General features: G+C 74.4%; 19 protein-coding genes and 1 pseudogene. 12 read left to right on the top strand and 8 right to left on the bottom strand.

Annotation, left to right across the window (positions count from 1 at the left end; all coding sequences use genetic code 11):
- Window positions 1-16: 16 nt before the first annotated feature.
- Together ACZ619_RS31455 and ACZ619_RS31450 are read right to left on the bottom strand one after the other, a co-directional pair.
- Window positions 17-187, bottom strand: a complete 171-nt coding sequence (locus ACZ619_RS31455; RefSeq protein ID WP_469606076.1) for a hypothetical protein — start codon at window positions 185-187, stop codon at window positions 17-19.
- A 149-nt stretch (window positions 188-336) separates the two neighbouring features.
- Complete coding sequence (locus ACZ619_RS31450; RefSeq protein WP_469606073.1) at window positions 337-600, bottom strand: SHOCT domain-containing protein; 264 nt, start codon at window positions 598-600, stop codon at window positions 337-339.
- A gap of 207 nt (window positions 601-807) precedes the next feature.
- Between ACZ619_RS31450 and ACZ619_RS31445 the strand changes: the two genes are divergently transcribed.
- From ACZ619_RS31445 to ACZ619_RS31425, 5 genes are all read left to right on the top strand, one after another.
- On the top strand, window positions 808-1233 hold the full coding sequence (locus tag ACZ619_RS31445; protein WP_469606071.1) for an HIT family protein: 426 nt from the start codon (window positions 808-810) through the stop codon (window positions 1231-1233).
- Window positions 1234-1353: 120 nt separating this feature from the next.
- Complete coding sequence (locus tag ACZ619_RS31440) at window positions 1354-2475, top strand: sugar ABC transporter substrate-binding protein (protein WP_469606069.1); 1122 nt, start codon at window positions 1354-1356, stop codon at window positions 2473-2475.
- 40 nt (window positions 2476-2515) lie between these two features.
- Entirely contained in the window at window positions 2516-3295 is a 780-nt protein-coding gene (locus tag ACZ619_RS31435) for an ATP-binding cassette domain-containing protein (protein ID WP_469606067.1), read from the top strand.
- Window positions 3286-4506, top strand: a complete 1221-nt coding sequence (locus tag ACZ619_RS31430; protein WP_469606064.1) for a sugar ABC transporter permease — start codon at window positions 3286-3288, stop codon at window positions 4504-4506. The genes ACZ619_RS31435 and ACZ619_RS31430 overlap by 10 nt, the downstream gene beginning before the upstream one ends.
- A gap of 130 nt (window positions 4507-4636) precedes the next feature.
- Entirely contained in the window at window positions 4637-7033 is a 2397-nt protein-coding gene (locus tag ACZ619_RS31425; RefSeq protein WP_469606062.1) for a SpoIIE family protein phosphatase, read from the top strand.
- A gap of 100 nt (window positions 7034-7133) precedes the next feature.
- Here the strand turns inward: ACZ619_RS31425 and ACZ619_RS31420 are convergent, their stop codons facing one another.
- From ACZ619_RS31420 to ACZ619_RS31410, 3 genes and pseudogenes are all read right to left on the bottom strand, one after another.
- The gene (locus ACZ619_RS31420) at window positions 7134-8045 is read right to left on the bottom strand and encodes an alpha/beta fold hydrolase (RefSeq protein ID WP_469606060.1); all 912 of its coding nucleotides are present in this window, start codon (window positions 8043-8045) and stop codon (window positions 7134-7136) included.
- A 204-nt stretch (window positions 8046-8249) separates the two neighbouring features.
- Window positions 8250-8906 (bottom strand): glycerophosphodiester phosphodiesterase, encoded by a 657-nt coding sequence (locus ACZ619_RS31415; protein ID WP_469606057.1) that lies wholly within the window; start codon window positions 8904-8906, stop codon window positions 8250-8252.
- Between the two features lie 136 nt (window positions 8907-9042).
- Window positions 9043-9523, bottom strand: a pseudogene (locus ACZ619_RS31410) (LLM class flavin-dependent oxidoreductase); the annotation flags it as partial.
- Window positions 9524-9575: 52 nt separating this feature from the next.
- On the opposite strand from ACZ619_RS31410, the gene ACZ619_RS31405 reads away from it, so the two are divergent.
- Both ACZ619_RS31405 and ACZ619_RS31400 read left to right on the top strand, forming a co-directional pair.
- Window positions 9576-10334, top strand: coding sequence for a TOPRIM nucleotidyl transferase/hydrolase domain-containing protein (locus ACZ619_RS31405; protein WP_469606055.1), 759 nt, complete (start codon window positions 9576-9578; stop codon window positions 10332-10334).
- Between the two features lie 129 nt (window positions 10335-10463).
- The gene (locus ACZ619_RS31400) at window positions 10464-10889 is read left to right on the top strand and encodes an ArsR/SmtB family transcription factor (RefSeq protein ID WP_469606053.1); all 426 of its coding nucleotides are present in this window, start codon (window positions 10464-10466) and stop codon (window positions 10887-10889) included.
- A gap of 4 nt (window positions 10890-10893) precedes the next feature.
- Here the strand turns inward: ACZ619_RS31400 and ACZ619_RS31395 are convergent, their stop codons facing one another.
- The gene (locus ACZ619_RS31395) at window positions 10894-11928 is read right to left on the bottom strand and encodes an LLM class F420-dependent oxidoreductase (RefSeq protein ID WP_469606050.1); all 1035 of its coding nucleotides are present in this window, start codon (window positions 11926-11928) and stop codon (window positions 10894-10896) included.
- Between the two features lie 226 nt (window positions 11929-12154).
- On the opposite strand from ACZ619_RS31395, the gene ACZ619_RS31390 reads away from it, so the two are divergent.
- Together ACZ619_RS31390 and ACZ619_RS31385 are read left to right on the top strand one after the other, a co-directional pair.
- On the top strand, window positions 12155-13327 hold the full coding sequence (locus ACZ619_RS31390) for a right-handed parallel beta-helix repeat-containing protein (protein ID WP_469606047.1): 1173 nt from the start codon (window positions 12155-12157) through the stop codon (window positions 13325-13327).
- 182 nt (window positions 13328-13509) lie between these two features.
- Entirely contained in the window at window positions 13510-14550 is a 1041-nt protein-coding gene (locus ACZ619_RS31385; RefSeq protein ID WP_469606044.1) for a C40 family peptidase, read from the top strand.
- Between the two features lie 7 nt (window positions 14551-14557).
- Here the strand turns inward: ACZ619_RS31385 and ACZ619_RS31380 are convergent, their stop codons facing one another.
- Entirely contained in the window at window positions 14558-15220 is a 663-nt protein-coding gene (locus tag ACZ619_RS31380; protein WP_469606120.1) for a response regulator, read from the bottom strand.
- 7 nt (window positions 15221-15227) lie between these two features.
- Entirely contained in the window at window positions 15228-16487 is a 1260-nt protein-coding gene (locus ACZ619_RS31375) for a sensor histidine kinase (protein WP_469606042.1), read from the bottom strand.
- Window positions 16488-16789: 302 nt separating this feature from the next.
- Here ACZ619_RS31375 and ACZ619_RS31370 point away from each other — a divergent pair, with 302 nt between their 5' ends.
- Genes ACZ619_RS31370 through ACZ619_RS31360 form a run of 3 tightly spaced genes read left to right on the top strand, consistent with a single transcriptional unit; the run spans window position 16790 to window position 20288 of the window.
- Entirely contained in the window at window positions 16790-17020 is a 231-nt protein-coding gene (locus ACZ619_RS31370; protein WP_469606039.1) for a hypothetical protein, read from the top strand.
- The gene (locus ACZ619_RS31365) at window positions 17017-17766 is read left to right on the top strand and encodes an ABC transporter ATP-binding protein (RefSeq protein ID WP_469606036.1); all 750 of its coding nucleotides are present in this window, start codon (window positions 17017-17019) and stop codon (window positions 17764-17766) included. Before ACZ619_RS31370 ends, ACZ619_RS31365 begins: the two co-directional genes overlap by 4 nt.
- 5 nt (window positions 17767-17771) lie before the next feature.
- On the top strand, window positions 17772-20288 hold the full coding sequence (locus ACZ619_RS31360; protein WP_469606118.1) for an FtsX-like permease family protein: 2517 nt from the start codon (window positions 17772-17774) through the stop codon (window positions 20286-20288).
- The last annotated feature ends 408 nt before the right edge of the window (window positions 20289-20696 follow it).

Below are 20696 nucleotides of genomic sequence, written 5' to 3'. Positions count from 1 at the left end.
AGGGCCCCGCGTCCGGTCAGGTCCGGCCGAGGAAGCGGATGAGCGCCGCGGCCACGCGCCGGGCCGTCCGCCCGGCCAGGGACTGGGCGACCGTCTGGTTCACCTTGCGGAAGTACTCGTCGTCCGTGAGAGTGCCGGCGACCCACCGGCGCCCCGACTCGATGACCGCCTGCTCACTCTTGATCATTTCATCTCCCCCCGACTCGCCGTCACTCCGCGGCGCACCCGTGCGGCTCTGGAATATTCATCCTGTTCAGCCGTGAGGGGGGCGCACGGAAGCGCGGAACAGGCTCGGAAATCCCATGACACGCCACCTTTCTCTTGCCGAGACCGCGCTCAGTTCCTGGAGGGCCGGGGGCCGGTGTCGCGCAGGACGGTCAGCCGGCGGTGGTACTCGTCCTCGTCGATCTCACCGCGGGCGAACCGCTCGGCGAGCAGCCGCTCGGGAGGGGGCACGTACGGTTCCCGGCCGCCGGGGCGGGTCAGGGCGCGGAAGAGGACGACGGCACCGGCGACGACCAGCGCCCAGAACAGGATCGTGCCCGCCGACATGAGGAACCAGCCCCATCCGCCGACACCGTGGCCGTACCAGAACATCATCGCCGTCCACCTCCCGGGGGAGTTGCCGCCACCGATCACATCCTGCCTCCGCGGGCCAAAAAGGTCAGGGGCCGGACGGCCCGGGACCGGGGGCCGATGCGCCCCGGCCACGACCGCCGACCGGGCACCGCGGGCGGCCGCGCGGCGCACGTACGGCCCGGGTCCCCGTATCCGGGCCGCACAGGCGGGCAGGGGATACTCGCCCTCATGCCGACGCTCTTTTCCCGCATCCTCGCCGGAGAACTGCCCGCCCGATTCGTCTGGCAGGACCCCGAGGTCGCCGCGTTCCTCAGCATCGCCCCGCTGACCCCCGGCCACACGCTGGTGGTGCCCCGGCGGGAGGTGGACCAGTGGACCGACGCGGACGGCGAGACGCTGGCCCGCTGCGTCACCGTGGCCCAGGCGATCGGCCGCGGGGTGCGGCGGGCCTGGGACGCGCCCCGGGCCGGACTGGTCATCGCCGGGTTCGAGGTGCCCCACCTGCACATCCACGTCGCCCCCGCCTGGGGTCTGGGCGACTTCGACTTCTCCCGTGCCGAGGTCGAGAAGGACGAGTCCGCGCTCGACGCCGCGGCGGTGCGCCTGCGCACGGCCCTGCGCGAACTCGGCTTCGCCCACAACGTCGCGGACTAGCCACCCGGCGGCACGACTGCCCGGCTGCCCGGCTCCGGGTGACTACTCCGACGCCGAGCGTCCAGTATGGGGTGAACGGGAGGATGCTCCCGCTTCGTCGGCATACCTGAGGAACCGGTCATGGGTCTCGGTGTCGGGCCTCCGGGCGGGAGGCGCAGGTCTCTCGCCCGTGCGTGCGCCGCGGTCGCCGTCGGCGGCGGGCTGGTGCTGAGCGGGGCCTGCGGCGGGAGCGGCGGGAGCGGTGGCAGCCGGGCCGACCGTCTCAGCGTCGGTGTGCTGCTGCCGGGCGGCGGGGGCTCGCGGTTCGGGCAGTTCGACCGGCCGCTCATCGAGAAGAAGCTGAAGGAGCTGTGCCCGCACTGCCCGGCGGCGGTGGTCGCCGCCACCGCCGATCCGGCGACCCAGCGGGAGCAGCTCGACGCGATGATCACCCGGGGCGTGAACGTCCTGATCGTCGCCGTCGTCGACCCCGCCGCCCTGCGCTCCTCGATCCAGGCGGCCCACCGGGCCGGCATCCCGGTCGTCGCCTACGACCGGCTCGCGCAGGGCCCGGTCTCCGGTTACGTCACCTTCGACGGCGCGCAGGTCGGCAGGCTCCAGGGCGAGGCCCTGCTGAAGGCGATGGGCCCGAAGGCGGACGGCGGCCGGATCGTCATGGTGAACGGCGCCGCGGTCGACCCCAACGCCGGCTGGTACGAGCGGGGCGCGCTCTCCGTCCTGCGGGGCAGGGTGCGGATCGGCAAGTCGTACGACACCGCCGGCTGGCGCCCCGAGAACGCCTACACCGACATGACCGGCGCCATCGCGGCCCTCGGCGCGCACGGCATCGACGGCGTCCTGGCCGCCAACGACAGCCTCGCCGGCGCCGTGGTCTCCGCCTTCAGGGCCGCCGCGGTCCGGCCGCTGCCCCCGGTGACCGGGCAGGACGCGGACCTGGCCGCCGTCCGGCGGATCGTGGGCGGCGAGCAGTACATGACCGTCTACAAGCCCTACCGGCGGGAGGCCGACGCCGCCGTGGAGATGGCCGTCGCCCTCGGCCGGGGCGAGCCGGTCCGCCGGATCGCCACCGGCACCGTCGACAGCGCCACGGACAAGAACATCCCGTCCGTCCTACTGCCCTCCGTGCCGGTGGAGGCGGGCAACGTCAAGGACACTCTGGTGAAGGACGGTATGTACACGATCGATCAGATCTGTACGCCTAGACTCCGGTCCGCCTGCGACAAGGCCGGGCTCACCCGCTGAGCCCGCGCACGGCGCCCCGGCGACGGAAGGAGGTGGTCCCGTGGTCCAGCCGCTGCTGGCGCTGCGCGGTGTCTCCAAGCGGTTCGCCGCCGTCCGGGCGCTGGTCGACGTCGACCTGGAGGTCCGGGCCGGTGAGGTGGTCGCCCTGGTCGGCGGCAACGCGGCCGGGAAGTCCACGCTGGTCAAGGTGGTCTCGGGGGTCGGCCCGCCGGACGAGGGCGTCATCGAGTGGGAGGGCCGCCCGGTCCGGATCAGACGCCCGCACGACGCCCGGGACCTGGGCATCGCCACCGTCTACCAGGACCTCGCGATGTGCGGGAACCTCGACGTCGTCGGCAACCTCTTCCTCGGCCGCGAGATCCGGCGCCACGGCGTCCTCGACGAGGTCGAGATGGAGCGCCGCGCCCGTGAGCTGCTGCGGACCCTGCCCATCCCGATCCCCGACGTGCGGGCGCCGCTCGCCTCCCTGTCCGGCGGCCAGCGGCAGGTCGTCGCGATCACCCGCTCGCTCCTCAGCCCGCCCCGGCTGCTGCTGCTCGACGAGCCGACCGCCTCCCTCGGCCTCGAACAGACCGACCGGTTCCTCGACCTCGTCGAGGAACTCCGCGACCGGGGCACCGGGGTGCTCCTCATCAGCCACAACATGGGGGACATCAAGGCCGTCGCCGACCGGGTCGCCGTACTGCGCCTCGGCCGCAACAACGGCCTGTTCAACGTGAGCACGACCTCCCAGGAGCAGATCATCGCCTCCGTCACGGGCGCGGCGGACCACTCCGGCCGGCCCCGCCGCCCGGCCGACCCGGAGGAGACATGGCCGTGACCGGCGGGCCCGGCGGCGGGCACCGGGCACGGCTTTGGGAGTACACGGACACGGCGCGCCGCAGGCTGCGCGAGGGCGGGCTCGGCCCGGCCCCGGTGCTGCTCGCCCTCGCCGTGATCTGGGCGGTCTTCCAGAGCCTGAACGCCAACTTCCTCTCGCCGCGCAACCTCTCCGTGCTCAGCGTGGACATCGTCGGCACCGGGATGGTCGCGGTCGGCGTCGTCTTCGTGCTGCTGATCGGCGAACTCGACCTGTCGGTGGGCTCGCTGGCCGGTCTGTCGGGCGCCCTGTTCGCGGCGCTGAACGTGAACCGGGGGATGCCGGAATGGCTCGCCGTGCTCGTCGCGGTGGCGGCGGGCGGGGCCGCCGGCGCCTTCCAGGGGTTCGTCTTCACCCGGACCGGGGTGCCCGCCTTCGTCGTCACCCTCGCAGGGCTGCTGGCCTGGAACGGCGTGATGCTCTACCTGCTGGGGCCCGAGGGTTCGATCAGCTTCGCCGCGGACGGCCTGGTCGCCATGCTCACCGGCCGCTACTTCGACACCCCGCTCGCCACCTACGGCCTGGCCGCACTGGCCTGCGCGGTGTACCTGGCCGTCGGCCTGCGCGAGCGCGGGCGGCGCGCCGCGGCCGGGATGCCCTGCCGGCCGGCGGCCGGGATCTGGGTCCGTACGGCACTGCTCGCGGCGGTCTCCTTCGCCGCCGCGTCCGTGCTCGGCCGCTTCCAGGGCCTGCCGCTGGCGCTCCTGCTCCTCCTCGCGGTCCTGGTCGCCTCCGACCTGCTGCTGCGCCGCACGGCGTACGGCCGCAGGGTGCACGCGCTCGGCGGCGGCACGGAGGCGGCGCTGCGGGCCGGGGTCGACGTGTCCCGGGTCCGGATCTCGGTGTTCCTGGTGTCGGGGGCGCTGGCGGCGGTCGGCGGCCTGTTCGTCGCGTCCCGGCTCACCTCGGCGACCCAGCTGCCGGGCTCCGGGATGCTGCTGATCAACGCCATCGCCGCGGCCGTCATCGGCGGCACGAGTCTCTTCGGCGGCCGCGGCTCGACCTGGTCCGCGCTGCTGGGCGTCCTCGTCATCCAGTCCATCGCCTCGGGCATGGCCCTCCTCGGCGTCCAGTCCGCCGTCCAGTTCGTGATCACCGGCGCCGTCCTGCTCGTCGCGGTGGTCTCCGACTCCCTGACCCGCCGGGCGGCGACGACCCGGGGACAGGCCTAGAGCACGCGCCGGGCGCGGGTGCCGGACGCGGGTGCCGGACGCGGGTGCCGGTTGATCGGAGCGGGACACGGCGGGATCCTGGAAAACGGGTGAGGGTACACCCGGAGCACCCGGAGCACCCGGAGGCACCATGGAGGGTCGCGTACCGGAGGACCTGGCGGTCGTCGTCGACGCCGGCGGGGCGATCGTGGTGTGGAGCGCGGGTGCCCGGCAGCTGCTCGGCTACGAGCCCGGCGAGGTCCTCGGCCGCCCCGCCCGGACCCTGCTCGCCGCCGACCTGCCCCCGTCCGCGCGCCGGCACCTCGCCGACGGCCACCGCTGGGCCACCGACGTGGCACTGCGCCACCGCAACGGCGACCGCGTGGTCGTACGGCTCCAGGGCACTCCCCTCGCGGACACGGGCGCCCGGCCGCTGTGGCTGGTGACCGGCGCGACGGCGGTGACCGTGCCCGGGCGCGACCAGCCCGGCGCGGCGGCCCTGTGGGACCTCACGCTCGCCCAGCTGCCGATGCCGGTGGCGATCTACGACCGGGAGGCCCGGCTCGTCGCCGCCAACGACGTCATGACCCGGATCATGGGCCGGACCGTGGCCGAGATGCGGGGCCTGACCCTCTGGGAGATCCAGCCCAGCTGGCCCTTCGACGAGTACGACCGCCTCCAGCGGCAGGTCCTGCGCACCGGGAAGACCGTCTTCCACGAGCAGCACGGGCAGGCGCCCGGGGAGACCCGGGAGCACTCCTGGTCGATGTTCTTCTCGCCGCTCAGGGACGAGGGCGGCGAGCTGTGCGGGCTGTCCGCGATCGTCTTCGACACCACCGAGCAGTACTGGGCCCGCCGCCATCTGGCCGTCCTCAACGACGCCAGCCTCCGTATCGGCTCCACCCTGGACGTGGTGCGCACCGCCGAGGAACTGGCCGAGGTGGCCGTGGCCGGGTTCGCGGACTACGTCACCGTCGACCTGCTGGAGTCCGTCGCCCTGGGCGAGGAGCCGCTGCCGATACCGCCGGGCCGGCCCGTCACCGTACGCCGGGCGGCGCAGCGGTCGGTCCTGTCCGGCAGCCCGGAGGCCGTGGTCGCCCCCGGCGACCCCGTCGTCTACCCGCTGGACACACCACCGCTGCGGGCCCTGACCGCCGCCCGCGCCACCCGGCAGAGCCCCAGTGACCCCGGGATGCGCGAGTGGATCGCCTCCTACCGGGCCCGCGCCGACGTCTACGCCCGGCTCCTGGTCCACTCCGTGCTGCTGGTCCCGCTGCGCGCCCGCGGCGTCACCCTCGGGCTGGTCCACTTCCTGCGGCACCGCACCCCCGAGTCCTTCAGCGAGGACGACCAGCGGCTCGCGGAGGAGATCGTCGCGCGGGCCGCGGTGAGCGTGGACAACGCCCGCCGCTACACCCATGAGCGCCGTACCGCCCTGGCGCTCCAGCGCAGCCTCCTGCCCGGCCGGCCGCCCGGCATGGCGGCGACCGAGGTGGCGTACCGCTATCTGCCCACCGGCTCCGGCGAGGACGTCGGCGGCGACTGGTTCGACGTGATCCCCCTGTCCGGCGCCCGGGTCGCCCTGGTGGTCGGGGACGTCGTGGGTCACGGCATCCGCGCCTCGGCCACCATGGGCCGGCTGCGGACCGCGGTGCGCACCCTCGCCGACGTCGACCTCGCCCCCGACGAACTGCTCACCCACCTCGACGACCTGGTCGTCCGGCTCGACCGGGAGCAGGGCGCCCAGGCGCGCGGCCCGGTGGAGGAGCCGTCCGGCGAGGTCGGGGCGACCTGTCTCTACGCCGTCTACGATCCGGTGACCCGCCGCTGCACCATGGCCCGCGCCGGCCATCCGCCGCCCGCGCTGGTCAGCCCCGCCGGCGCCGTCCACCTCCTGGACCTGCCGGCCGGCCCGCCGCTCGGCCTCGGCGGCCTGCCCTTCGAGTCCACCGAGGTGGAACTGGCCGAGGGCAGTGTGCTCGCCCTCTACACCGACGGTCTGGTGGAGACCGCCGACCACGACATCGAGGTGGGCCTCGGACTGCTGCGCGAGGCGCTCACCGGCCCGGCCGGCGCGCTGGAGGAGACCTGCGACCGGGTCCTGCGCACAGTCCTCACCGACCGTCCGGCGGACGACATCGTCCTCCTCCTCGCCCGTACCTGTGCCCTGGACACCGCGCGGGTCCGCACCTGGCAGCTGCCCCGGCACCCGGCGGCCGTCGCCGGGGCCCGCAAGATGGCCGGTCTGCAACTGGAGGCCTGGGGACTGGCCGACGAGGTCTTCGCCACGGAGCTGATCGTCAGCGAACTGGTCACCAACGCGGTCCGTTACGGCGACAGCCCGATCACCCTGCGTCTGATCCGCGACGCGGCCCTGATCTGCGAGGTCTCCGACGGCAGCAGCACCGCTCCCCACCTGCGCCGGGCCCGGGTCTACGACGAGGGCGGCCGGGGCCTGCTGCTGGTCGCCCAGGTCTCCGAACGCTGGGGCACCCGGCAGACCCCCAACGGCAAGACGATCTGGGCGGAACAGCCCCTCCCCGCGTGACTCACCGCCCCCCGCGGAGGCAACGGAGGGTGCGGCGGAGTTCCCCGGTCCGTTCCGGTCTCGTCGTCGTGGGGTGCGGTGTGGGGGTGGAGGTGGGGGGTCAGGCGTGGTGGGCGGGGGTGGGGGCGGTGACGTGGTTGACGGCCTCGGTGACCAGGTCGGGGCGGGAGAGGTAGATGTAGTGGTCGCTGCCGGTGGCGACGGTCAGGTCGCTGTGGGGGGAGAGGGCGAGCCAGGCGCGTTCGCCGTCGGCCCAGGCGCGCTCCAGGGCGGGGCCGTAGGTGGGGATCGACTGGGCCAGGTACGGCACCCCGTGGCGGATGACCCGCACCGGGATGTCACCGGCCGGGCGGACCTTCCCGTCGGAGAAGGAGAGCATCTCCGGGTTCTGGCCCTGGGCGGCCGCGAGGTACCCGTCGCGGGCGTCGGCGCCGGGGCCGGTCGCGTCCGGGGGGACGATGCGGGTGAGGTCGGCGGCCATGGTCGACGGGGTCGCGTCGAGGAGGACCAGTCCCTTGACCCGGTCCCGGTGGTCGGGGGCGTAGCGGGCGGCGATGAGTCCGCCGAGGGAGTGGCCGACCAGCACGACGGGCCGCCGGCCGGCCACCCGGTCGAGCACCGAGGTCAGTACCTCGCCGGTGCTGTCGATGGTCTGCGGACCGGCCGGCGCGTCGCTGCCGCCCTCGCCGAGCCGGTCGTAGGAGCAGACCCGGCCCTTCGCGCTCAGCGTCTTCTGTATGCCGCTCAGGTTGTCCAGGCCGTCGCCGAGCCCCGCCATCAGCACGACGACCGGCCGGCGGGGCGCGAGCGCTCCCGTGCAGGACACGTTCACCGAACGGTCGCCGACCTCGATCCTCCCGGTACCGGTGAACAGGCCGTCGCTCCGCTTCGCGACGGGGGCCGCCGCGGCCGACGCCGCCTGCGGGAAGCCGAGCAGTGCGGCCCCCGTCACGGCACAGAGCGCGGTGGTCGCGACGGCGGCGGTGGCGGCGGACCTGAGGGTGCGGAACACGGGGGTCTCCAGACGATCGGGGGAACGGCATCGGAAGCCGGAGGCCGCACCGCACACCGGGCGGGGCGTCCTTTCTGGCGATGCGTCAGAGACTAGGTTCGGCGGCCACACCCGCCCCAGCAGGCTGACTCCCCTTCCTGTCGGGGGGTTTACCCCACCTCCGCCGGGGGGGGTGGGTGAACCCGCCGCGGGGACGGCGTCGGGTCAGGCTCCGGCGCAGGTGCGTACCAGCCCCTCGACGTCGTTGCTGATGAGCGCGTCCACACCCCAGGAGAGCAGCTGCGCACGGCGGTCGGCGCCGTCCACCGTCCAGCAGCTGACCAGGATCCCCCGCTCGTGCCAGGCCGCCACGCCCGCCTCGGACAGGAAGAGGTGCTCGGGGTTGAAGTACTGCGGGCGCACCGCGGCCAGCACGTGCCCGGCCGGCGGCTCGGTGCCGTACCAGCTCAGGAACAGGGTGACGTCCTCGTCCACGGCCCGGACCGCCGCCATCGCGCGGGCCGCGCCGCAGAACATGGCCGGCCTGCCCGCCAGTTCCGCGTGCGCCGCGAGCGCCACCTCGGGGTCACCGGTGTCCAGCACCAGCGGAAGGTCCGTCGCCTCCAGCGCCTCGGCGAGCGTGGGTATCTCGGCGGTGTGCGAACGCAGTTGGGCCAGGGTCAGGTCGGCGATCCGCTCGGCGCTGCCCCACAGCCGGCGCAGGTCGTCGCCTTGGTGCAGGACCACCACGCCGTCGGCCGTCCGCCGCAGGTCCACCTCGATCGCGTCCACTCCGGCCTTCTCGGCCAGCCGGACCGCCTCCAGCGTGTTCTCCATCGCGCCCCACGAGTCACCCCGGTGCGCCACCGCCAGCACGCTCATGCCGCTGCCTCCTCCGTCTCGCTCACCGCGTAGGACCATGCCCGTCCCACCGCCACGCACACCCGTTCGCCGGACGGCGGCGGCCCCGGTCACCGCACCACAGACGGCATGGACGACGAGCGGGAGAACACCGCGGCTACGCCCTCCGGACAGTCGGTGACCATGCCGTACGGGCCCCGTCCCGGTCCGGCTTGCCGATGAGTTCGTCGGCGACCCAGCGGGCGACGCCGTCGGGGAAGGGGGCGGGCAGGCCGAGGACGATGTGGCCGAAGCCGGCGGCGAGGGCCTCGGCGATCGCGTCCCGGGTGGTCTCGGGGCGGTCGTAGGAGACCGGGAGGTGGACGGAGCGGGTGATCTCGGCCGGGTCGCGGCCGATCTCCGTGCAGTAGCGGTCGAGGAGGGCGCCGCGGCGGACGCAGTCCTCGATGTCGCCGCCCGGGATGTTCCACAGGTCGGCGTGTTCGGCGACGACGCGCAGGGTGGCCGCGGACCGGCCGCCGATGAGGATCGGCGGGTGCGGACGCTGGACGGGCCTGGGGGTTGGCGAACGCTCCGGTGAGGTGGTGGTGGGTGCCGTGGAAGTCGAAGGGCTCGGCGGCCGTCCACAGGCGGCGGACGGCCGCCGATATTCCATGGCGTCGGCCCCGGCCGCGGGCGGAGACTCGTCCCATGGCGGACATGGGGGCGTTCGGGGCGGCGGTCGGCCGCTGGGCGGCCGGTGGTGACCACGGCGACGACGACGGCCATGGTGGACGCGCTGGGCGCGGTGGGCGCGCTGGGCGCGGTGGGCGCGCTGGGCGCGGTGGGCGCGCTGGGCGCGGTGGACGCACTGGACGCGGTGGGCTCGGTGAAGACGGGGAGCGTGCGCGGGAGCTGGCCGTACGGCTGGGCGTGCGGGGTGCCGTGCTGCTCGAAGGGCCCAGTGATGTCGCCGCCGTCGCCGCGCTGGCCGCTCGACGCGGGCGGGACCTGGCGGCCGAGGGGATCTGCGTGCTGTCGATGGGCGGTGCGATGAACGCCGCCCGGTACGCCCGGCTCCTCGGACCGCCCGGACTGGGCCTGCGCCTGACCGGGCTGTGCGACGAGCGCGAGCGCGGCTACTACGCCCGCGGCCTGGAGCGGGCCGGCGCCGCGCAGGAGGAGTTCTTCGTCTGCGCCGCCGACCTGGAGGACGAGCTGGTCCGCGCGCTCGGCCCGGCCCGGGTCATGGAGCTGGTCCGGGCCGAGGGCGACGAACGCCCGCTGCACACCTTCCTCAACCAGCCCGCCCAGCGCGGCCGCACCGCCCAGCAGCAACTGCGGCGGTTCTTCGGCACGACCGCCGGACGGAAGATCCACTACGGCCGGGTGCTGGTCGAGGCGCTGGACCCCGACCGCGTCCCCGCACCGCTCGACGGACTGCTCGACGGGCTGCCCACCCGTCTCTGACCGGCCCCGTCGCGCGATGCACGGTCCGTCGCCGGTCCGGTCCGCGCCGTAGCATGGGCCGATCCGCCGCGCGCCATGACGGAGGACGGCACCCGAACCACCGACGTTCCGACGCACCCAGGAGTCACCGTGGCCCGCCCTCGCAGCACTCCGCGGACGGTGGAACACCCCGCCCTCGTGGACGTCACCCTGCAACAGGTGCTGGAGGCGCTGGCCGACCCGGTGCGCCGTACGGTCGTCTCGCAGCTGGCCGGTGCCGGGCGGGACATCAGCTGCGGCCACTTCGACGTGCCCGTGTCCCGCTCCACGCTGACCCACCACTTCAACGTGCTGCGGGAGGCCGGACTGATCCGGCAGTACTACCAGGGCACCACCAAGATGAACACGCTCCGCGTCGACGAGATGGAGCAGCGCTTCCCGGGACTGCTCCCGGCCCTGGTGACCGCGTCCGCCGCGGAGACGTCCGCCGCGGAGACGTCCACCACGGAGACGTCCGTCGCGGAGACGTCCGTCGCGGAGACGTCCGCTGAACCCCGGGAAGCGTCCGCCCCCTGAGGCGCTAACCGGCCGTCAGGCCCAGCGCCTCCGCCACCGCCCGGTACCCCGGCAGCGGATCGGTCCCCGCGCCGGCGTCGGCACCGGCACCGGCGTCGGCACCGGCACCGGCACCGGCGTCGTCCGCGGTCAGCAGTTGCAGCGTCACATGGTCGGCCCCCGCCTCCAGATGCGCCCGCAGCCCCTTCGCCACCTCGGCCGCCCCGCCGTGCACGATCAGCGCGTCGAAGAGGCGGTCGCTGCCGCCGTCCGCGAGGTCGGCGTCGTCGAAGCCCAGGCGCCGGAGGTTGCCGACGTAGTTGCGCAGGCCCAGGTAGCGGCCGAGCGTCGGGGCGCCGATCGCGCGGGCCCGGGTCCGGTCCGTCTCCAGGACCACCTTCTGCTCGGGGGCGAGCAGCGTTCCGGCGCCCAGGATCTCGCGGGCGCCGCGGGTGTGCTCCGGGGTGACGAGGTAGGGGTGCGCGGCCGCCGTGCGGTCCCGGGCCAGGCGCAGCACCCGTGGGCCGAGGGCCGCCAGCGCGCGGCGCCCGACCGGGACGCCGCCCCGGTCGAGGACGTCGAGGTAGTCGTCGAGCGCCTGGTACGGCCGGACGAACTCCCGGGTCGCCTCCGGGTGACCGGCGCCGATGCCCAGCAGGAAGCGGCCGGGGTGGCGTTCGGCGATGCGCCGGTAGGAGCGGACGATCCGCTCGGCCGGGTTGGACCAGATGTTCACGATGCCGGTGGCGACGACGAGGCTCTCCGTGGCGTCCAGCAGCCGCTCGGCCTCGGTCAGTTCGGGGTCGGTCACGTTGCCCAGCCAGAGGGTGCCGTAGCCGAGGCGTTCCAGTCCGACGGCCAGGCCGGGCTCGGTCCTGTCGTGCCGCCACACACCGAAGGCGCCCAGATCGAGATCGATCCCGCCGGTGGTCCCGCCCGGGGTACTGCCGGTGGTCCCGCCCGGCGTCCTAGCGGTGGTCCCGCCCGGGTTCCCGCCGACGACCTCTCCCGGGTTCCCGTCTGCCGTCCTGCCTGCCGTCCCGCCGGTGATGTCGGTCATGACAGGGGCAACCCGGCGGGCCGGGACCCTTATTCCGATCGCCATCGAAATAAGGGCCGGAGTGATCCGGTCCAAACGGAAGGCACAGTCACAGTTGATCACACTCATGAACTCTTTTTATATACATGACTATTGACGCGCCCACGACACCATCCCTAGCTTCACTCAGGAAAGCGCTTTCCGCATCCGTGTGCACCTGCCCCCTGGAGACGAACGGAGACGAACGATGCATGTGAGGCCAGTCATCGCGTCCATAGGTCTGATCGCCGGCACGCTCGTCGCGCTGTCCGGCACCCCCGCACAGGCCGCGTCCACCGTGCTGTACGTGTCGCCGAGCGGCACCGACAGCGCGGCCGGCACCCAGTCGGCACCGACCACGCTCACCTCGGCGATCAGCCGCATCGCCTCCGGCGGCACGATCTACCTGCGCGGCGGGACGTACAGCTACTCGTCCACCGTGACCATCCCGGCCGGCTCCGACGGCACGTCGAGCGCGCTCACCACCCTGTCCGCCTACCCGGGCGAGACCCCCGTGCTCAACTTCTCGGCACAGAGCGAGAGCTCCTCCAACCGGGGCATCCAGCTCTTCGCCAACTACTGGCACCTGTACGGCCTCACGGTCGAGTACGCCGGTGACAACGGCATCTACGTCGGCGGCAGCAACAACGTGATCGAGCGCGCCGTGACCGCGTACAACCGCGACACCGGCCTCCAGCTCGGCCGGATCTCCTCCAGCACCGCCAGCAGCGCCTGGCCCGCCAACAACCTGGTCGTCAGCTCCGAGTCGCACGACAACGCCGACAGCGACGGCGAGGACGCGGACGGCTTCGCGGCGAAGCTGACCACCGGCACCGGGAACGTGTTCCGGTACGACGTCTCGCACAACAACATCGACGACGGCTGGGACCTGTACACCAAGACCGACACGGGCGCCATCGGTCCGGTCACCATCGAGTACTCGCTCTCGTACGGCAACGGCACGCTGAGCGACGGCAGCCAGAGCGGGGACGGCGACCGCAACGGCTACAAGCTCGGCGGCGACGACATCGCCGTCAACCACGTCGTCCAGCACGACATCGCCTACGGCAACGGGCACCACGGGTTCACGTACAACAGCAACCCGGGCACGATGACGATCTCGAACAACGTGGGCATCGACAACGCCGAGCGCAACTTCAGCTTCGACAAGGGCACGTCGGTGTTCCGGACCAACACGTCCTGCCGGTTCAGCGTCGACGGGTCGAACGACAAGACCGTCGGCGACGCCGACAGCACCAACCAGTTCTGGACGGGTACCAACGGCTCCCGGTGCTCCTCCTACTCGGGCAGCCTCGGCTGGTCCTTCGCGTCGAGCGGCAAGCTGAACGTCACCTTCGGCGGCACGGTCGTCAACCCGTAGCCCCCCACCGCCGCAACCAGGGGCCGCCGCGGTGAGCGCCAACGACCCCTGGTTGCACGGGCGTGGCCGGATCTTTTTCATGCTGAGATTTGAACTGATCATAAGAGAGTCATTAATGTCTGATACTCGTACCTCTAGTTGACCCCTTGCTCGACTCTTTCGTTCGGAAGGAGCCCACCTCCGTGGCGTCCCACCGTCGTCCCAAGCAGCCGAGCCGCGCTCGCGTCACTGTGCTCACCACCGCGGCGGCAGCCGCCGTGGTCCTCTCCTCGCAAGCGGCCGAGGCCGCGCCCGCGGCCAAGCCGAAGAAGGACGAGGTCAAGTCCCGGGTCGACAAGCTCTACGAGGAGGCCGAGCAGGCCACCGAGAAGCTCAACGGCGCCAAGGAGCGGCAGGAGAAGCTGCAGAAGCAGATATCCGCGCTCCAGGACTCGGTCGCACGCGGCCAGGACGAGCTGAACGACCTGCGGGACAGCATCGGCAGCATGGCCACCGCCCAGTACCGCAGCGGCGGCCTGGACCCCTCCCTCCAGCTGTTCCTCTCCTCCGACCCGGACAGCTACCTCGACAAGGCCTCCACGCTCGACCAGTTGAGCAGCCAGCAGGTCGAGACGCTGAAGAAGATCCAGGCCAAGCAGCGCGAACTGGCCCAGGAGCGGCAGGAGGCCACCGACAAGCTGGAGGACCTCGCCACCACCCGCACCGAACTGGCCAAGAAGAAGAAGGAGGTCCAGGGCAAGCTCGCCGAGGCGCAGAAGCTGCTCAACAGCCTCACCGCCGCCGAGAAGGCCGCCCTCGCCGCCGAGCAGGAACGCGCCAGCCGCTCCTCCAGCGCCCGCGTGGACCTCGGCAGCGACACCTCCGCCACCGGCAGGGCCGCCGCCGCGTTCGCCGCCGCCAAGACGAAGATCGGCACGCCGTACGTCTACGGCGCCACCGGCCCGTCCTCCTTCGACTGCTCGGGCCTGACCTCCTGGGCCTACGCGCAGGCCGGCGTCTCCATCCCGCGCACCTCCGAGTCCCAGTCGACGATCGGCACCAAGATCTACTCGACCTCGGACCTCCAGGTCGGCGACCTGGTCTTCTTCTTCAACGACCTGCACCACGTGGGCCTGTACGCGGGCAACGGGCAGGTTCTGCACGCCCCGCGCACCGGCACCGTCGTCCGCTACGAGTCGATGAGCACCATCGGCGGACCGTTCATGTTCGGCGTCCGCGTCTGACCCCGGGTCAGCGGGACCTGACCCGGGCGCCCTCCAGGTAGTGCAGGACCGCCGCCACCCGGCGGTCCACCCGGTCGGCGGGCGACAGGTCGAGCTTGGCGAAGATGCTGCGGATGTGCTTGTGGACGGCGCCGTCGGTGACGACGAGGCGTTCCGCGATCGCCGAGTTGCCGAGCCCCTCCGCCATCAGCGCCAGCACGTCGCGCTCACGGGGGCTGAGGCGTTCCAGGCGGGTGTCCTGCCGGGTGCGGGTGAAGAGCTGGGCGACCACCTCGGGGTCGATCGCCGTGCCGCCGCCCGCCACCCGGTGCAGGGCGTCGAGGAACTCCTCGACCCGGCCCACCCGTTCCTTGAGCAGGTAGCCGAGTCCGCCGACCCCGCCGGTCAGCAGCTGGGTGGCGAAGCTCTGCTCGACGTAGGCCGACAGCACGAGGACGGCGAGCCCGGGGTGGCGGCGCCGGGCCTCGACGGCGGCGCGGATACCTTCGTCGGTGTGGGTGGGCGGCATGCGGACGTCGAGGACGGCGATGTCCGGGCGGTGCGCGTCGATGGCCTCCAGCGCCCCCTCGGCCGTGCCCGCGGTGGCGGCCACGTCCAGTCCCTCGGCGCGCAGCAGCAGGGCGAGGCCCTCGCGGAGCAGGGGGTCGTCCTCGGCCATCACGATCCGCAGCGGCGGGTCACATTCCACAGGGCAGTTCCACTTCCAGGGTTGTCGGGCCGCCCGCCGGACTGGTCAGGCGGAGGGTGCCGTCGTGGGCCGCGACCCGGCGCCGGATGCCGGTCAGCCCGGACCCCCCGGCCGGGTCGGCCCCGCCCCGGCCGTCGTCCGTGACGGTCAGGGCCAGCAGGCCGCCGCGGGCCCGGACGGCGACCGTCGCCCGTCGCGCGCCGCTGTGCCTGGCGACGTTGGTCAGGGCCTCGGCGGCCACGAAGTAGGCGGTGGCCTCGACGGAGGCGGCGCACCGCTCGGGCGCGTCGACGTCGATCCGGCACGGCACCGGGGAGTCGGCGGCCAGCCCCGACAGGGCCCCCGCGAGCCCCCGGTCGTCCAGCACCGGCGGCAGGATGCCGCGGGAGACCGTGCGCAGTTCGGCCAGCGCCTGCTCGGCGGCGGACTGGGCGCGCTCCAGGATCTCGTCGGCGCGGGACGGGTCGCGGGCCACCTGGCGGCGGGCGGCGCCGAGCAGCACGGTGACCGAGACCAGCCGGTTCTGGGTGCCGTCGTGCAACGCCCGCTCGATGCGGCGCAGTTCGGTGGCGTGGGCGTCCAGGGCGGCGGCGCGGGTGGCGGTCAGTTCGGCGACCCGCAGGGACAGGTCCTGGTCGGGTCCGGCGGCCAGCAGACGCCGTCCGGGATCCGCCTGGAGCCGGGCCATGGCCGGGGTCAGCCCCAGGATGACGGCGAGGGCGCCGACGCCGGACATCGACACCGCGAAGGCGTCCGCCCAGGAGTGCGCCACGCCGTAGCCGAAGGAGGTGGCGGTCAGGTCCGCGGGGGCGAACCGCCAGTACAGCGGGAACGCGGTGTCCCGTACGGCGGACAGCGGCAGCCACAGCGCGGCCAGCCCGAGGAGCAGGCCGAGGGAGGCGTGGCGCAGCAGCCAGCGCAGTTCGCGCCGGGTGGTGGGGTCGTCGAGGGCGGCCCGCGGCCGGGCGGGCGGCGGGTCCGGGGCGACGACCTCGGGCCCGCGCCGGCCGAGCCGCTCGCGTTCCCGCCCGGCCAGGGCGTGCAGCGCGCGCAGCACGAAGGGCGCCAGGAGCAGGCCGGCGCCGAGCGGCGCGGTCACCGCCGTCACCGCGAGCAGGAGCAGCAGGGCGAACGCCTGGACGGCCGTACCGGCCCCGCCGGCCAGCTCGGCCAGCGCTCCGCCCGCGGCCCGCAGGGTCCGCGCGGCCACCGCCCCGCCCCCCTCGTCCCGCCCCTTCGCCCCGGCCACCGGCACTCCTTCCCGCTCCGCTGCTCGCTGCTTCCCGTGTCACCGGGAACCCCCCGACGGCCGGGACGCCCGGCGCCCGGGACCCGCGCAGCCCGGTGCTCCGGGCTCCGAGCGCCCTGGACGCGCGGGACTCCGACGCCGACGACCCTAGGGCGTGAAGGCGGTGCGTCGGCTCTCCGGGCGCGGAAAGTACAGCCTGCTGTACCTCGGACCGGGTGGTCTGCGGGATCGGCCGAGGGGGGTCGTGGTCCGTAGCGTCGCTGTCCGTAAGGCAGGACGTCAGCCCCGAGCCGGAGGTTCCCGTGGCCAGCACCGATCCCTACCGCCTCACCAGCCCGCCGCCGGGCGCGGAACCGGGCGGCGGTACGGACCTCACCCGCGCCCTGCTGTGGTCCCTGGTGGTCCTCAGCGCGGGCGCCGACATGGCGGCCTCGTACACCGGCGGCCCGTCCTGGCTGAACGTGGTGTGCGGTGCGGTGACCCTGCTCGGCTCGGGCACCCTGGTGGCACGCCGGCTGCGAGGCCGCCGATGAGCACGGCCGCGGCGGACACCGCGCGGCGCGCCCCGGCCATCGCGCTGGGACACGTCGCCAAGACGTACGCGGGCGGGGTGCGGGCCCTGGACGACGTGTCGCTGACCGTGGAGCACGGCACCTTCCTCGCCGTGATGGGACCGTCCGGCTCCGGCAAGAGCACGCTGATGCACTGCGCGGCGGGACTGGACTCGCCGACCTCCGGCAGCGTCCGCGTCGACGGCCGGGAGATCTCCGGGCTGAACGAGACGAAGCGCACCGAACTGCGCCGGGAGCGCGTCGGGTTCGTCTTCCAGGCCTACAACCTGATCCCGTCCCTCTCCGTCGAGGACAACATCACGCTCCCACTGCGGCTGGCGGGCCGCCGCCCCGACCGGGACTGGATCGCCGCCCTCGTCGAACGCGTCGGACTGACCGACCGACTGCACCACCGCCCGGCCGAGTTGTCCGGCGGCCAGCAGCAACGGGCCGCCTTGGTGAGGGCGTTGGCGGCCCGGCCGGCCGTCGTGTTCGCCGACGAGCCGACCGGCGCGCTCGACCTGCGCAGCGCCCGCCAGGTGCTCGACCTGCTCCGCGCCCTCGTGGACGACCTCGGCCAGACGGTCGTGATGGTCACCCACGACCCGGCCGCCGCGGCCCGCGCGCACCGCGCGCTGGTGATGGCCGACGGCCGGGTGGTCGAGGCCGTCGACCGGCCCGTGGCCTCGCAACTCGCCGCGCGGCTGGCCGCGTTGGGAGAGGGGTGACCGCCGTGCTGCGCTTCGCCCTGCGGATGGCCGTCCACCGGATCGCCTCGCTCGTCGCCGTGGCCTGCGCGGTCCTGGGCGGCGCCGCCCTGATCACCGCCACCGGGGTGCTGGCCGAGTCCGGGCTCCGCTCCCAGCTGCCGCCCGGCCGCCTCGGCGGCGCGGACGTCGTGGTCGCGGCCGACCAGGAGTACCACGTCTCCGGGGACCTGCCGATCGCGCTGCCCGAGCGCGCCACCGTCCCGGCCGCCGTCACCGCCCGGCTGGCCCGGCTGCCCGGCGTCACGGCCGCGGTCGGCGACATCGGCTTCCCGGCCGCCCTGACGGACGCCGGCGGCCGGCTCGTACCGGTCGCGGGCGAGGACCCGGCGACGGCGGGCCACGGCTGGTCCTCCACCAGGCTGCTGGCCGCCCCGCGGGTCACGGGTCACGCCCCGGGGGGCCCGGCCGAGGTGGCGGTGCCCGCCTCGACCGGACTGGCCGTCGGCGACGAGGTGCACGTCGTCGCGAACGGCCGTACGGCGACGGTGTACCGCGTCTCGGCGCTGGTCGGTTCCCCGGACGCGGGCGTCTACTTCACGGACGGCAGGGCGGCCCGCCTCGCCGGCCGCACCGGGCGGGGCACCGTCGACCTGGTCGGCCTGCGCACCCGGCCCGGGAGCACGGCACAGGTCGCCTCGGCGGCCCGCGCGGCCGTCTCCGGCACCGGGCTCAAGGTGCTCACCGGCGCCGACCGGGGCACGGCCGTGGCCCCCGGGACCGGTGCCGCCCGCTCCCTGCTGGTCCTGCTGTCCGGCTCGCTCGCCGGGATCGTCCTGATGATCACCGGGTTCGTGACCGCGGGCGCGCTCGGCGTGGCGATCGCGGGCCAGCGCCGGGACCTCGCGCTGATGCGGGCCGTCGGCGCGACCCCCCGCCAGATCCGGCGGCTGGCCGCGGCGCAGTCGACGGCGGTGGCGGTGGCGGCCCTGGCCCCCGGCACCGCCCTCGGCTACCTCCTCGCCGACCGCTTCCGCGCCCTCCTGGTCCACCACGACGTCCTGCCCGCGCAACTCCCCCTGGCCTTCGGCCCGTTCCCCGCCCTGGCCACGGCCGTCCTGCTGCTCGCGGTGGTACGCCTCGCGGCCCGCTGCGCGGCCTGGCGCACCTCGCGCCTGCCGGCCACCGAGGCGGTCGCCGAGTCCCGCAGCGAGCCCCGCACCCCGTCCAGGTCCCGTACGGTCACCGGTCTGCTGCTGATCTGCGCCTCCGGCGCGCTCGCCTTCGGCCCCCTGCTCCAGCGCACCGCGATCGGTGCCTCCGCCACCTCCATCGCGGGCATCGTCGCCGCGACCGGCCTGGCCCTGGCCGGGCCGGAGCTGGTCCGCCGGGCGGGCGAGGCGGCCGTACGGCGGCTGCGGCCCGGTGTCTCCGCGCCGACCTGGCTGGCGACGGCGAACGTACGGGCGTACGCGCAGCGCGTCACCGGGGTCGTCAGCCCGCTCGCCATGGCCGTCGTGTTCGTGCTGACGTACACCCTCGCGCAGACCACGGCGCTGGCCGCGACCGAGCGGGACACCGGCACCGGGACGCTCGCGCAGTACCGGCTGAGCGCGCCGGCCCTGGGCGGGCTGCCGGCGGACACGGTGGCGGCGGTGCGGCGGCTGCCCGGGGTGCGGGCGGCGGCCCCCGTCGGCACCACCACCGTGGTCTGGCCGTACCGCCGGTTCGGCGACACCGAGACCGAGTCGGCCTCGGCGACGGTGCTGACCCCGGCCGCGCGGGACGTCCTCGACCTCGGGGTGCGGGAGGGCGGGCTGGCCGGGCTGACGGGTGCGACGGTCGCGGTCAGCAGCGAGGTGGCCGGACCGCGCGACGCCGGACTCGGCGCCCGCGTCCGGCTGTTCCTCGGCGACGGGGCACCGGTCGAGGCCCGGGTCGTGGCCGTCTACGACAAGGGGCTCGGCTTCGGCCCGGTCGTCCTCTCCCACGACCTGGCCGCCGGGCACACCACGTCCGGCCTCGACCAGAGCGTGCTGGTCCGCACGGACGGCACGGCGACGGCCGCCCGCACGCTCACGGCGGCCGCCGCCGCGCACCCCGGGCTCGCGCTGTCGGACACGGCCGCGCGGGCGGGCGCGGACACCCCGCCCGAGGTGTGGGTGAACCTGGCCGTCGTCGTCGTGCTGCTCGGCTATCTGCTGCTGAGCATCGCGAACCGGCTGGTCGCGGCGACGGCCCAGCGCCGGACGGAGATCGCCGCGCTGCGGCTGGTCGGTACGACGCCGCGGCAGGTCCTCGCGATGATGCGCCGGGAGGCCGGGGTGATCGCGCTCGCCGCGCTGGTGTCGGGCACGGTGCTCTCCGCGGTGCCGCTGGCGCTGCTGGGCCAGGGCTTCCTGGGCCGGCCGTGGCCGGCGGGGCCGGGGTGGCTGGCGCCGGCGGCCGCGGTGACGGTGATCGTCACGTCGTACGTCACGATCGAGCTGCCGACCCGCCGTGCCCTGCGAACGCCTCCGGCGGAAGCCGTCCGAGCCCCGTGAGGGCCGCGGGGAACTGCACGACCGGCCACGACGGCACCGCGGGCCGCTGAGCACCACAGCACCATGCCGGTCCGCCGTGGCTCGCCGCGCAGTTCCCCGCGCCCCCAGAAGGACACCTCCGGCCGACCGAGGTTGCACGGGTGCCGCCTGACAGGGCCGAACCGCGGCACCCGTCCTGAGACCACGGGGAACTACGCGACCGGCCACGACGGCGCCACGGGCCGCTGAGCACCACAGCACCATGCCGGTCCGCCGTGGCTCGCCGCGCAGTTCCCCGCGCCCCCAGAAGGACACCTCCGGCCGACCGAGGTTGCACGGGTGCCGCCTGACAGGGCCGAACCGCGGCACCCGTCCTGAGGGCGCAGGGAACTGCGCGACCGGCCACGACGGCGCCACGGGCCGCTGAGC

The organism is Streptomyces sp. NPDC104367 (genome assembly GCF_055583825.1).
Note: the sequence above shows the minus strand (reverse complement) of the source record. Positions and strands in the feature narration are given on the sequence as shown.

Coding starts and splice junctions, on each gene's coding strand:
- ACZ619_RS31455 (WP_469606076.1), bottom strand. CDS start 187: ATGATCAAGAGTGAGCAGGCGGTCATCGAGTCGGGGCGCCGGTGGGTC.
- ACZ619_RS31450 (WP_469606073.1), bottom strand. CDS start 600: ATGATGTTCTGGTACGGCCACGGTGTCGGCGGATGGGGCTGGTTCCTC.
- ACZ619_RS31445 (WP_469606071.1), top strand. CDS start 808: ATGCCGACGCTCTTTTCCCGCATCCTCGCCGGAGAACTGCCCGCCCGA.
- ACZ619_RS31440 (WP_469606069.1), top strand. CDS start 1,354: ATGGGTCTCGGTGTCGGGCCTCCGGGCGGGAGGCGCAGGTCTCTCGCC.
- ACZ619_RS31430 (WP_469606064.1), top strand. CDS start 3,286: ATGGCCGTGACCGGCGGGCCCGGCGGCGGGCACCGGGCACGGCTTTGG.
- ACZ619_RS31425 (WP_469606062.1), top strand. CDS start 4,637: ATGGAGGGTCGCGTACCGGAGGACCTGGCGGTCGTCGTCGACGCCGGC.
- ACZ619_RS31415 (WP_469606057.1), bottom strand. CDS start 8,906: ATGAGCGTGCTGGCGGTGGCGCACCGGGGTGACTCGTGGGGCGCGATG.
- ACZ619_RS31405 (WP_469606055.1), top strand. CDS start 9,576: ATGGCGGACATGGGGGCGTTCGGGGCGGCGGTCGGCCGCTGGGCGGCC.
- ACZ619_RS31395 (WP_469606050.1), bottom strand. CDS start 11,928: ATGACCGACATCACCGGCGGGACGGCAGGCAGGACGGCAGACGGGAAC.
- ACZ619_RS31390 (WP_469606047.1), top strand. CDS start 12,155: ATGCATGTGAGGCCAGTCATCGCGTCCATAGGTCTGATCGCCGGCACG.
- ACZ619_RS31365 (WP_469606036.1), top strand. CDS start 17,017: ATGAGCACGGCCGCGGCGGACACCGCGCGGCGCGCCCCGGCCATCGCG.